Here is a 12,086-nt window from a genome sequence, read left to right on the forward strand (position 1 = left end):
GCGGGCCATCCCGCCGGCAGCTGCACGGGCGACAGATCGCCGACGGCAATGGTGACCTGTCCACGCATGCCCACGAGAGTGACGGTGAACGGGGTCCCCGCGTGCACCACCGCGTTGGTCGCAAGTTCACTCACGGCCAAAGAGACGTCTGAGGCGACCGCGGCGAGGCCGAGGCCCTCCAGGTGGTACCTGACGAACCGGCGCGCGTCGCCGACGTGCCGGGCCGTACACAACCAGAGCGCCTGGTGGCCCCACGGAGCAAGACCGCTCATCGGTCCGCCAATGTTTGGACGGGACCGCCCCACAGCGAGACGTCGCTGATGCGCGGCCAGAGTGTCCACTCTCCTCCCTCCCGTGGGTCACGGTAAACGCCCGCTTTGCCTTCCAGCGGGGTGTCGGTGGCCTTCTCACGGCGCGACGGAGTCGAACCGGGCCCTTGCCCCGTCCGCTGAATGCCACAGCCGCGAGATCCGCGCCACGGCGCAGGGTGGAGTTTGTTGGGTGATGCCCGCTCGCGGGCTGTTCGAAATCCGCGCTGTGCCGCGCCGGTGGCCCGGGAAAGACGGTGCTACCTTGCGCGGTCACCTCCGCCAGCGATAGGTCGCTGCAAACGCAGGGCGCCATGCAGCTTTGGAGGCACCGGCAGCCCTCGGGCGATCAGCTCGGCCGTATACAACTCCCTTGCCGTGAGCAGGCATTGGTGGGCCGCCAAGAGGCGCTCGCGCAGGATCGGGCCACGCCGAAGCTCGCGCACCACCTCATTTGCGGCCCGCAGATCCTCCGCTACGACCGCCAAGGACCTACTCGTGCACGCCTGAGCACGGGGCGGATCTGCGGGCATAGCGTGATCTCGGATCGATCGCGGTCCGACGCGCTGCCGGTGATGCGATATTTCACCACAGCACCCTCGACGCTCGCCGGAGGAGGAATGGAGGGGCAGGACCAGCGAGGGACTGGCCGGGCTTCGGCGGTAGAGTGTGGGGGCCGTTCGTCGTTCGCTGGAATCCAAGCAATCAGCGATCACACCCACCGGTAGCGGACCCGCGCAGGAGGCAACTACGTCGGATCACGCTTCGCCACCCTCGTCAGGGTCGTCATACTCGTCATGTTGCTCGTCCTGCAGGTCCTGCACGAGCTGCCTCGCCCGCTCCTCGCGGCCGCCGCTGTTCTCGTCATTCAGGCCATCCATAGCCTGCGCCAGGGCCCAGTCGGGAAGGGGACCGGTCGGGTCGGGGCCGGAGTTCGCTGACATCTTTCGCCTCCGCAGCGCGGGCAGGGCCGCACGTCCCCTCCATTGTGCTCCTCCGACGGCGGCCCGCGCTCCGAAACCTGGCCGAGCATGATCAGGGGCCAGCAGACGCCGCGCAGGATCGGGATACCTCCGGGTCTTCGCGCGGCGATCCCCTCGTGCGCCTGTATGCAGATCGTCAAGTAGCCGCTTGTCGGGCCCTCGGTGTTTCCGTTCACGCCGCGGATGGCAAACGACAGGAATTCGATCCGGTAGACGGAGGTCTCGTTTGTTGATCGACCCCGAGTGCGCCGCACTCTCTCGGGGCCGGCGATGTCCTGCATCGGCCGGAACTTCGCCGTAGGAGGCGGCGAGGACCAGCCGGACCACCAGCTCGACCTCCACGCGAGGCGCTCGACGTGTCTGCGCCCGGCCTGACCCTGCGCGTGTACACGGCAGGGGCGGACGTCGGGACGGCGGGCTCGCTCACCCTCGTGACCACCGGGGTCGGGTCACCCGGCTCGACGAGGAGCGGGCCGGCTCCAAGGATCCAGGGGCACGGCGTATGCCGTGAAGGCGTCCTCTTGCCGTGACGACCGTGCTCGCGCCGTCAGCCGTGGTCCTCGTGCCCTTGCTCGAGAACCCGCTCGAAGACGGTGAGGTGCGCGTCGATCATCCGTGCAGAGCCGAATCTACTGACGGCGTCGGCGCGGCAGTCGGCGCGATCGACAAGATGGAGCCGCGAGACGGCGGAAACCGCCTGGTCGGGGTCGGCCACGAGCCAGCCCGTGACGCCGTCCCGGATGATCTCCGGCATCGACCCGAGACGTGTCGCGATGACCGGCGTTCCAGTGGCGAGCGCCTCCACGACGGAGAGGCCGAAGGGCTCGGCGAAGCTGATCAGATGGAGCAGGGCGCGCGCGCGGCCGAGAAGCGCATCTCGCTCCACTGGACCCACGGGTCCCACATAGGACACCCCAGCTCCATCGACGTGCGGAGCCACGACGTCGCGGAAGTACGCCTCGTCCTGGACGATGCCTGCGATCACGAGCGGCAGCCCCGACCGCTGGGCAACCTCCACGGCAAGGTGTGTGCCCTTGTCGGGGTGGATCCGTCCGAGGAACAGCAGGTAGTCGTCGGGGACTGGGACGAAGCTGAACCGGTCGAGGTCGATGCCGTGATGGACGGTGGCCGTGTAGTGCAGGGCCGGGTGTCGATTGGCCTCGCTGATCGCCACGTAGTGGGCGACGTCGTCGTACGAGCGATACACCGACACGATCTCCGGTGACGAGAATCCGTGGATCGTTGTCACCACGGGCGTCGACACCAGACGACTGTAGGTGAGCGGCATGAAGTCGAAATGGTTTGCGATCACGTCGAACTCGCTTGCCCGCTCGAACACGGCTGCGTTGTGAAGGCCCTCCCACACCTTGGCGTCGACGTTCGAGTCTTCTTCATAGCCGGTCGGCGCAGTGCCGTGAAGTCGGGCTGCCGTGTCGGAGTCCGCGGACGCGAACAGGGTCACCTCGTGACCCCGTGCGACGAAGCCCTCGGTCAGTGTGGACGCGATCTGCTCCCAGGGCCCGTAGCTCCGGGGTGGGAGCCGATGGGCGATGGAGGCGATGACACCGATTTTCACGGGTATCCCTCTGTGGATTGCGACGGCGAGCTGCTGAGTGGGCACCCACGTCGGTACCCGTGAGCCTACGCCGATGTCGAACCGCGGGGGACGGCCCGGCTCGCGTCCGGGCGCTCACGCGCTCGGGTGTTACCCTCGGACCATCGGTGTGCCTCGGTTGGACGAGGCCCTGTCAGTGACGAAGACGTCGTGATCGAACCGCTCCCGTGCTCTCACAGGAGGGGTAGCCGCGGCGCACATTGCGCGCACTCCCGGCTTCCGTAATGGCCGTCTTCGGCGTCAGACTGTCGCCGTTGGAGCGGGAAGGCACCCACGTGTCGACGTCATACGGAGTTCTCAGCACCTACCCACCGACCCAGTGCGGCCTCGCCACGTTCAGTTTCGCGCTCGTCCAGAGCCTCCGGTCACCGGGCGACCTGATAGGTGTCGTGGACGTGGTCGACGTCGCCAGCGCCTCCCGGCCGGCGGAGGTGCGACACGAGTGGGTCCGTGGGCAGCACGGCGGCGCCGAGTCGGCTGCCGCGCGGCTCAACGGCTTCGACGTCGTCGTCGTCCAGCACGAGTACGGCATCTTCGGCGGCCCTGACGGCCGCGACGTGCTCGATGTGGTGCGGGCCGTGACCCGGCCAGTCATCACGGTCCTGCACACGGTCCTGGTGACACCCACGATGCGCCAGAAGGCGATCCTCGACGAGCTCATCCTGTTGTCGGACACCGTGGTGACCATGACCCTGACCGCGAAGGAACGCTTGGTCCACCGATACCTCGTGGACAGCGACAAGGTGAGGGTCATCCCCCATGGAGCAGTCGACGCACGGGTCGGAGGCCAGGCGACTGCGCGACTCTGGGGCGGCCAGACTGCCCCACGGGCTTCGGGCGACGGACCGACTGTCCTCACCTGGGGCCTGCTGGGCGAGGGCAAGGGGATCGAGTGGGGCATCTCGGCCATGGCCGAGCTGCGGGACATCCATCCCGCTCCGAGGTACCACATCGTCGGCCAGACGCATCCGAGGGTGCTCGAACGGGACGGGGACGCGTACCGACGTGGCCTCGAGGCGAGAGCCCGCCAGTTCGGCGTCGACGACGTCGTGACCTTCGACGACCGCTATCTCGACACGCGCGAACTGGGGCGCCTCGTCCAGGAGGCCGACGTCATTCTGCTGCCCTACGACTCACGTGAGCAGGTCACTTCCGGCGTTCTCGTCGAGGCGGTGACGGCCGGCAAACCCGTCATCTCCACCGGCTTCCCGCACGCCGTCGAGCTGCTCTCGAGCGGAGCCGGGCTTCTCGTCGAGCGCCAGAGCCCTGGCGCGATCGCCGCTGCCCTGCGCAGAGTGCTCACCGAGCCCGGACTCGCGGGCACCCTCGCTGCCGAGGCCGACCGGCTCAGCCCCGCGCTGCTGTGGAGCACGGTGGCCCAGCAGTATCGCGACCTCGCGTCCTCGGCCCTCGACTCGGAGACGGTGCGGGTCAGCGCGTGAACGGCAAGAGCAGCCCAGGGGTCTGCTTCCGCCATCTCCACAGCCTCAGTGACTCGACGGGTCTCTTCGAGCATGCGGAGCTCACCGAGCGACGCCTGGACCACGGCTACTGCGTCGACGACGTGGCTCGTGGCTTGGTCGTCACGACGCGAGAGCCCGTGCCCGACGAGGCCACGGCCACGCTGGCGGCGACCTACCTACGTTTTCTCGCGAGCGCCCAGGACCTCGATGGCGGCATCCGGAACCGGCTGGGTGCCAACCTGGTCTGGCAGGAGGCGGCCGGAGTGGAGGACTGCTGGGGTCGCGCCCTGTGGGGGCTTGGCACTGCCGCTGCACGCTCACCCTCGCCGCAACTCGCGTCCGAGGCCCTGACCCTGTTCGAGGCCAGCGCCGGGAGACGCTCGCCGTGGACGCGTGCGATGGCCTTCGCCGCGCTGGGGGCGGCGGAGGTGCTCACGGTCCACACCGACCACGGAACGGCCCGAGCCCTGCTCGCGGACGCGGCCTCGCTCATCGACCCGCTGGCGGCAGGCCCGACCTGGGCCACTTGGGCTGCCCCCGACTGGTACTGGCCGGAGGACCGGCTGCGCTACGCCAACGCTGTCCTGCCTGAGATGCTGCTCGCCGCGGGGGACCTGCTCGGCGAGCCGCGTTGGGTCGAAAGCGGACTCCGCATGCTCGAGTGGCTCCTCGAGGTCGAGACGGCAGGGGAGCACCTCTCGGTCACACCCGTGGGCGGGTGGTCGATCGGCGAGCCGCGGCCCGGCTTCGACCAGCAGCCCATCGAGCTGGCCGCGCTGGCGGACGCCTGCGCCCGGGCCCATGACTTCACGGGATACCCCCGGTGGGCCGACGCCGCGCTGCAGTGCGCCGCTTGGTTCGAGGGGGCCAACGACGTCGGCATCGCGATGGTCGACCCGGTGAGCGGCGGCGGCTACGACGGGCTTGAGGTCCGCGGCCGCAACGAGAACCAGGGCGCCGAGTCCACGCTTGCGGCGCTCTCCACCCTCCAGCAGGCGCGCCGGCTTCGGGCCGTCGGCACCACGGGACCTGCCCTCGTCCACGCACCGTGAACGATCACCCGGACCTCGTGCGACGCAGCCCGGTCATCCTCCGGGCGGACGCGCGGCGCGTCATCGCGCGGCCTTTCCTCCCGGGCCACGAGCTGCCGAGCAAGGGGATCTCACGCGCCGACTCGGTCGTCGAGCGGCTCGTCTCGATGAGCGAGACAGACGTCGAGACCACCCTGGCGGCCACTCTCTCCGCGCACGCCGGAAGGCACGCCGACCTCCGGGGCTCGTTCAAGGAGCACTACCAGATCGTCGCGCACCGGATCCCGTCGGTCGCAGGAATCTCGTCGGACCGGGCCGACCTCATCGGCGCCTACCTCACTCATGAGTACGCCATCGAGGCCGCGGCCCTGTTCAACCCCTCCATCGCCGCGCATCCGGACCAGAGCGGCCTGGCGCCCGGCGAGCTTCGCTTCGTCATGACGGCTCGGGCCGTCGGTGAGGGACACGTCTCCAGCCTGGAGCTCCGTACCGGAGTGCTGGCAGGGAATGACGTCGTGCGACTCGACGCGGCACGGACGCGGCTCACGACCGGCCGGATGACGCAGAGCCGCATGCCGACCGAGTTCCTGCGCGAGGCGCTCGACGAGGCGGGCGACGCCGTCACGGCCCAAGGCGTCCTGGGGCGCCTGCCCGAGCAGTTCAGTGCCCAGGAGCTCGACGACGTCCTCGCGTCGAGCGAACAAGACAGCCCACGGCGTGGTCACGACGGCCTTCTCGAGCGTGTGCGCCGGATGGCCGCCAGCAGCTACGAGCTGACGTTCCCTACCACGAGCGACCTGTCGGAGCGGGTCATCTTCCCCAGCGTGGGGGCAGAGAGTCACGGCATCGAGGACGCTCGCCTCGTGCGGTTCGTCGACGACGACGGAAGCATCCGCTACTACGCCACGTACACGGCATACGACGGGTCCGGCGTCGCACCGCACCTGCTGTGCACCACTGACTTCAAGACCTTCTCGATGCGACCACAGCTCGGGCCAGCCGCGAAGAACAAGGGCATGGCGCTCTTCCCGAGACGGATCGGCGGCCGCTTCTGGAGCCTCTCGCGCTGGGACCGCGAGTCCATCAGCATCGCCAGCTCGCTGGACCTGCTGCGGTGGGAACGGCCGGTCACGGTGCTGCGCCCGAGCCGGCCCTGGGACCTCATCCAGCTCGGTCCGTGCTCGTCGCCGCTCGAGACGCCCCAAGGGTGGCTTGTCATCACCCACGGCGTCGGGCCGATGCGCACGTATGCCCTCGGAGCCATGCTGCTCGACCTCGATGACCCGACGATCGTGCGCGGCGTGCTGTCCGAGCCTCTCATGACCACAGACCCGGGGGAGCGCGACGGCTATGTGCCCAACGTCCTCTACTCGTGCGGCGGCCTGATCCACGGCGAGGATCTCGTCCTGCCCTATGGGTGCGCCGACTCGTCGATCCGGTTCGCCTTCATCGACCTCGAGTGGTTGCTGGCCCGGCTGCTCGAGCGGCCCTGACACCGTCCCAAGCCCGAGCGCTGGGCACCGGGCGGAGATCGAAACGCATCACTCCATGCAGATGCGCAGAGTGCACCGACCATCGGAGTCACTATGAAGCTTTCCCTGACACCAAACCGCGCCCGACTCCCGCTCGAGCTGATCACCGGCTCGGAACGCCCCTGGGGCAGTTTCGAGCAGTTCGTCCACAATCAGACGGTGACCGTGAAGATCATCACCGTCGCCCCACTCCAGCGGCTCTCGCTGCAACGCCATACCCAGCGCGACGAGCTCTGGCAGGTCATCGACGGGCCCGCCGACGTCGAGGTGGACGGTGAGTCGAACAGTGTCCCCGCGGGGGGCCGTGCCTGGATCCCCCGGGGCTCGACCCACCGTCTCGGGAACTCCGCCTCGACGGCCGTCCGGGTCCTGGAAGTCGCCTTCGGTCATTTCGACGAGGAGGACATCGAGCGGCTTGCCGACGACTACGACCGGACGACAGGCGCGTGATCTCGTCGAAGGCTGACATTCCGGGCGCCTGCTCCACCCGACCCCAAGCTGCCGTCCCGGTCGTCCGGGCCGGCAGCTCATCGCCCCGACGCGCTGCCCTCAGGTCAGGTCGTGCAGTGCGGGCTGGTCAAGGCACGACGACCGTCGTGTTCATGTCCACGCCGATCTCGACGAGGCTGCAGGTTGCGCAGCTGGAGGGCGAGAGGGTGGGCCATCATCGTGTCCGACGCATCGCCCAGCGCCGCCGCTGCGAGGGACTCGCCTTCGGCGTTGATGATCTTGGCCGCTTCTCCCGCTCCGCCTCCGCCTGACGAGCCATCGCCCGCTTCATGGTGTCGGGAAGCTGGACGTCCTTCAGCTCGACGAGGGTCACCTCGACGCCCCAGTCCAGGGTGCTGCCGTCGAGGATCTGGCGGATGTCGAGGTTGATCCGGTCCGTCTCGGCGAGGATCTCGTCGAGGGTATGCTGCCCGACGACCTCGCGCAGGGTCGTCTGGGCGACCTGGTTGGTCGCGGCATTCACGTTCTCGATCGCGATGACCGAGTTGACCGCGTCGACCACCCGGAAGTACGCCACGGCCGAGACGTCGACGCTGACGTTGTCGCGGGTGATGTTTCCCTGGGACTGGATGGGCATCGTGACGATACGCAGCGAGACGCGGTGCAGGACGTCGACGAAGGGGGATGATCAACCGGAGTCCGGGCGACCGAGTGCCGATGACTCGACCGAGCCGGAAGAGCCCTCCCAGCTCGTACTGCTTGACGATCTTGATCGCCAGGGCTGCCAGTAGCAGCACCAGCACGAGGAGGAAGAGGCCGATGACGGACGCGCTCATGATGAGCCTTCGAATCCACGACGATCACCGCGAGCGAGGACGGCGCGAGCGCGGAGGTGGGAGATGCCCGTCATGTTGCCGAAATTGCTGGACGTTCCCATCAAGACGTACTTGAGCAAGGGGCCAAGGTCCGCGGCGGAGGCTCAGACATTGCTCACGTTCTCCGACGAGGATCAGCCGGATGGACACCCCGTGGGCGCCACCGCTCCGACACCTGTTCAGCCGCCCTGCGTTTGCCTGTTCAGACCCACTCAGGTACGCCGAAGACTCGGTAAACGTCGACAGGGCCGAGCGCCACGACATCAGGACGACAACGGCGGCGGATCGACCGGCTGGCCGCATCCGAGCGACGGATATGTGGGAAGCCTTGTGGTGACGCCCTGTGAGACGCCACGATGAGAATGTCCTGGTCTGGGCATCGCGAGGTCAGGAAGGTTGGGATCATGGCGACTCGCTCTTCCTCCTCGCCACCCGAGCAGGAACCACACAACACGCCGTCGACGGCGGAAGACTCGCCGCCCGCCGTTGTCGCCGCACGGTTCACGCGGGCGCGCGCCGTCTGGGCGGCAACCGGTGTCGCGCTTCTGCTCCTGATCCTGCTCATCGTCTTCATGCTGCAGAATTCAACGAAGGTCGACGTGCACTTTCTGGGTATGAGTGGCTCCATCCCGCTGGGGATGGCCGTGCTGATTGCCGCCGTCGGCGGCGGCGTGGTGGTAGCCATCGCAGGTATAGCCCGGGTCACCGAGTTGCGCATGGGCGCCCGCCGGCGCAGGCGAGGCACCACTGGCGCCTGACCACACCCCTGCATGCCCCTTGCAGCGCGGCGCCGCCCCATATGTTGGGGCTATGGAGGTGCGCGGAATGGATTCGACCCGCACACAGAAGCGGAGCGGCACCGGGTCGGGCCGCACGTTCTTCAGGACCTTCCCGGTACGGCCGAGCCTCCCCATCGTGACCAGCCAGCCCAACGGGTGAAGGCGTCCGGTTGTACAGGGCTCATGAACGCCACGACTGGGTCGGAAACTCGCGTCCGGTGACACACCTTCGGATGCCGCCAGCCTAAGGACGCCGCCCTGCGGCGGCAGTCAAGCGTGTGCGTCTCAGGCGTACTGTCCCGTGCCTTCATGGTGCCCAGGCGTGGCGTCAGTGTCCACGATCACTGCCGTCGCGATCGCGGCCCAGGCAACCATGAGGGTGACGGTGGCACCGGTCTCGGAGTCCACGACGGAAAGACGGCCTGTCTCGTCTCGTCCGATGCGAGCGATCTCCGACAGAACCGTGTTCTCTTGGCCGGCCGGGATCTGCCACCGCTGCATCCAACCACTGCCGTAGAGCATGAGGTACGCCACCGGCTCTTCCTCCCGAATGAAGGTCGCGATCGTGTCCGTGCCCCACGCCAGCTTTTCGAGGCGCCGTGCGCGACGGCGACGACATGGGCGTGGTCTTCGGCATTATCACCCATACCTTCGGTGGCGCAGGGGCTCCGCGGTTAGCAAACACAGCGCCGGAGAAGGCGAAACGTAGGGCGACCTCATGGGGTGTCAAGGGCCATCAGGTGCGCCGGCGCGGTCGTGAGGCCAGCCCGGGCGGTGGCCACGACGAATGGCAAGTCGCCGCTTGCTTCTCTGCGCCATCCATGGTGCTCCTGTACGAGACCCGCCGACACTGACACGGCCGTGATCACCAGCGGCCCGTGAGCACGAAGGATGCAACCTCGAACCCCACTACGCGGAGGCGAGGCCATCGTCGCCGCCATGGAGTCTTCGCTTTGCCAGGACCGCGACTTCTCGGTCGCACACCTGCTCTGGGTGAAGCGGAAATCAAGGCCGCTCTCCAAGCAAGACTGCCTGCGGAACGCCCGCGACACCTGTCAATGTCGACGGCGGCTGAAACTGACCCCCCGGCGTCGGGCGCCCTAACGTGAACTCGAACTGGGCCAGCTCACCCGCCACGTACACCGTACGTGAGGTCGGGTCCGGCGGCAGCTACGCCGGACGCAGCTCCCGGACCCGCTCCTTGAACACCGTCATCCCCTCTCGTTGTGACGCCCAGGAGACCCATCTAGCCACGGACACCCTCGACAAGAGCGGGGTCAGCGCCCTCGACGAGCTGGTCCACCGGGTGGACCCCACCGAGCAATAGCCTCATCGGCCAAGAAAAGCGTTCGGTCTGCGTCCTTGCGCACGAGGAATCCGCGGGCAATAGCTGTCGCTAGGCTGTCTGAGCGGGGTTCTGCTGCTCAGCTGAGCCCGGCCCGACCTGCGTTTGCGTTCCAAGCTCGTGTGGCACATTTCGTGTGGCACATTTGTGGCACATCATCTGCGGTTCGTTTCGGGGTCTCGCCGACCTTCTTGTTCGGGCGAAAATAGCCTCTGACCTGCATAAACGTGTGGTGGGCCCCGTCGGGCTCGAACCGACGACCGGCGGATTAAAAGGGCGATCAGTACCCGCTCACGCTGGCTGCCATCCCCGAATTCGTGCGTGGTTCCTACCGATTCGTTGACACTGCGGGCGGGCTATTGCTGTGAATGTGTGCCACAAATGTGCCACAGCAGCTCCTTTCGCTACTCACGGTCGATCGACTCAACTCGCCTCAACCTCCAGAAGGAGACATCGCAGTCCCAGCGATCAGGCGGGAGAGCTGAGGTGCTACTTCAGTTCGGTGACCGACAAGTCCTTTCGCCCAGACGGGTCTAGCGTCACACCGCCCAGATAGGGCGTCCCTGCAGCCAATGCGCTCATGTGACGTTCAGAGCTACATCAAGGGCGTTAAGAACGCGCTGGCAGTAGTCCAGACCGTCATGGCACATCTCGATGTAAGAGGACATGGAGCGCTCCCGTCGCGTGCGGCGGTTCTTGTCTCTGAGCGCCGCTGGAGTCATATCCATCTCGTGCGCGATCTCGTTTCGCGTGCGGAACAGCGGGTTAAGGTCGCGAGAGTCTCTGAACAAGTCACGCTCATCCTGCAGCCCAAGCGCCGCGAGACTAGCCGTCACTTGGCTTTGGGACTGGAGGCTCGATCCCGTGAGGCTCAAGACATAGGCGTCCATCAGGGCCGCCCGGGGATCATCGTGAATCAGCAACTCGGCCAAGCGACGAGAGTTCACCTCGAGGCCGCTCTGCAAGTGCTTCGAGACGAACTCCAGGTACTTGTCTCTTGCGCCAGGCGATGTCACAGCTCTAATCGGGGACGCAGGCATGCAAGGCTTGCTTTAACACGGCGTCTACGCCCGCGCCAGCGAAAACCACAGCGGCACGGAACAGATCCTGCTCGGCATGAGTGAGCCGGCCGCGGCTCCCGTCACGCTGCGCGCGCAGGGCTGGGTAGGTTTCCTCGATGAGGCTGGCGACGGAGTCATAGGCGCTAGCCAGATACCGTTGCGCCAGGTAGGCAGGCGAGTCCGTCGACATCTTCATCGGTGTTAGCCCTGGAAGCTGCGTTGCCACAAGAGCAGCCAATCATGATCAGCCGCCGCTGGTGCGCAAGGGTCGCGGCGAGTCATTTCGCCGGGATTGCCCAGGGCCCCGAGGGCCGAGATGCCGTCCGACCGACGTCACGCCTACCGCATGGTCGTGCGGAACGCGAGGCGGCCGGGATCTCACCGCTCATCAGTCCGCACGCGCTGCGGCACGTCGCGATCACCAAGGCCCTCGATGCTGGCGTCTCCTCCGCGATGCCTGCTGCGTCGACACCGACCCTTCTGACTCGGCCTAATCGCGGGCCCTTCCTGCTTCAAAATGTCAGTGCCGTCGCGGAGAGGGCGTCGGTTCACATGCGGGTTGTCGAAGGCTCTCGAAATGACTGTGGATAGCGGCCACACGACCGCACCGTCGCCCACGAGGTCTCCCAAATCGGCAGCGGCGG

The 12,086-nt window shown here is 67.3% G+C and carries 11 protein-coding genes; 5 read left to right on the top strand and 6 right to left on the bottom strand.

Annotation, left to right across the window (positions count from 1 at the left end; translation table 11 throughout):
- From VIR15_RS13160 to VIR15_RS13170, 3 genes are all read right to left on the bottom strand, one after another.
- A partial coding sequence (locus tag VIR15_RS13160; RefSeq protein WP_331928324.1) for an ATP-binding protein occupies nucleotides 1–272 on the bottom strand: 272 nt, incomplete at its 3' end.
- 794 nt (nucleotides 273–1,066) lie between these two features.
- Complete coding sequence (locus VIR15_RS13165; RefSeq protein ID WP_331928326.1) at nucleotides 1,067–1,252, bottom strand: hypothetical protein; 186 nt, start codon at nucleotides 1,250–1,252, stop codon at nucleotides 1,067–1,069.
- Nucleotides 1,253–1,838: 586 nt separating this feature from the next.
- Nucleotides 1,839–2,867, bottom strand: a complete 1,029-nt coding sequence (locus VIR15_RS13170) for a glycosyltransferase family 4 protein (protein ID WP_331928328.1) — start codon at nucleotides 2,865–2,867, stop codon at nucleotides 1,839–1,841.
- 263 nt (nucleotides 2,868–3,130) lie between these two features.
- Between VIR15_RS13170 and VIR15_RS13175 the strand changes: the two genes are divergently transcribed.
- The 4 genes from VIR15_RS13175 (at nucleotide 3,131) to VIR15_RS13190 (ending at nucleotide 7,382) form a co-directional block, all read left to right on the top strand.
- Nucleotides 3,131–4,348 carry a glycosyltransferase gene (locus tag VIR15_RS13175; RefSeq protein WP_331928330.1) on the top strand — a complete coding sequence of 406 codons (1,218 nt, stop codon included), beginning with the start codon at nucleotides 3,131–3,133 and terminating at the stop codon, nucleotides 4,346–4,348.
- Nucleotides 4,345–5,421 (top strand): glycosyltransferase, encoded by a 1,077-nt coding sequence (locus VIR15_RS13180; protein WP_331928332.1) that lies wholly within the window; start codon nucleotides 4,345–4,347, stop codon nucleotides 5,419–5,421. The genes VIR15_RS13175 and VIR15_RS13180 overlap by 4 nt, the downstream gene beginning before the upstream one ends.
- Nucleotides 5,418–6,893 carry a glycoside hydrolase family 130 protein gene (locus VIR15_RS13185; RefSeq protein WP_331928334.1) on the top strand — a complete coding sequence of 492 codons (1,476 nt, stop codon included), beginning with the start codon at nucleotides 5,418–5,420 and terminating at the stop codon, nucleotides 6,891–6,893. Before VIR15_RS13180 ends, VIR15_RS13185 begins: the two co-directional genes overlap by 4 nt.
- Before the next feature lie 93 nt (nucleotides 6,894–6,986).
- Entirely contained in the window at nucleotides 6,987–7,382 is a 396-nt protein-coding gene (locus tag VIR15_RS13190) for a phosphomannose isomerase type II C-terminal cupin domain (protein ID WP_331928336.1), read from the top strand.
- Nucleotides 7,383–7,596: 214 nt separating this feature from the next.
- Here the strand turns inward: VIR15_RS13190 and VIR15_RS13195 are convergent, their stop codons facing one another.
- Nucleotides 7,597–8,019 (bottom strand): SPFH domain-containing protein, encoded by a 423-nt coding sequence (locus VIR15_RS13195; RefSeq protein WP_331928338.1) that lies wholly within the window; start codon nucleotides 8,017–8,019, stop codon nucleotides 7,597–7,599.
- A 642-nt stretch (nucleotides 8,020–8,661) separates the two neighbouring features.
- On the opposite strand from VIR15_RS13195, the gene VIR15_RS13200 reads away from it, so the two are divergent.
- Nucleotides 8,662–9,015 (top strand): lipopolysaccharide assembly protein LapA domain-containing protein, encoded by a 354-nt coding sequence (locus VIR15_RS13200; RefSeq protein WP_331928340.1) that lies wholly within the window; start codon nucleotides 8,662–8,664, stop codon nucleotides 9,013–9,015.
- Nucleotides 9,016–9,321: 306 nt separating this feature from the next.
- On the opposite strand, the gene VIR15_RS13205 is transcribed toward VIR15_RS13200, so the two are convergent.
- On the bottom strand, nucleotides 9,322–9,570 hold the full coding sequence (locus VIR15_RS13205; protein WP_331928342.1) for a hypothetical protein: 249 nt from the start codon (nucleotides 9,568–9,570) through the stop codon (nucleotides 9,322–9,324).
- A gap of 1,389 nt (nucleotides 9,571–10,959) precedes the next feature.
- Nucleotides 10,960–11,313, bottom strand: a complete 354-nt coding sequence (locus tag VIR15_RS13210; RefSeq protein ID WP_331928344.1) for a hypothetical protein — start codon at nucleotides 11,311–11,313, stop codon at nucleotides 10,960–10,962.
- Nucleotides 11,314–12,086: the final 773 nt, after the last annotated feature.

Origin of the sequence: Intrasporangium sp., assembly GCF_036566125.1 — a bacterium.
GTDB lineage: Bacteria > Actinomycetota > Actinomycetes > Actinomycetales > Dermatophilaceae > Intrasporangium.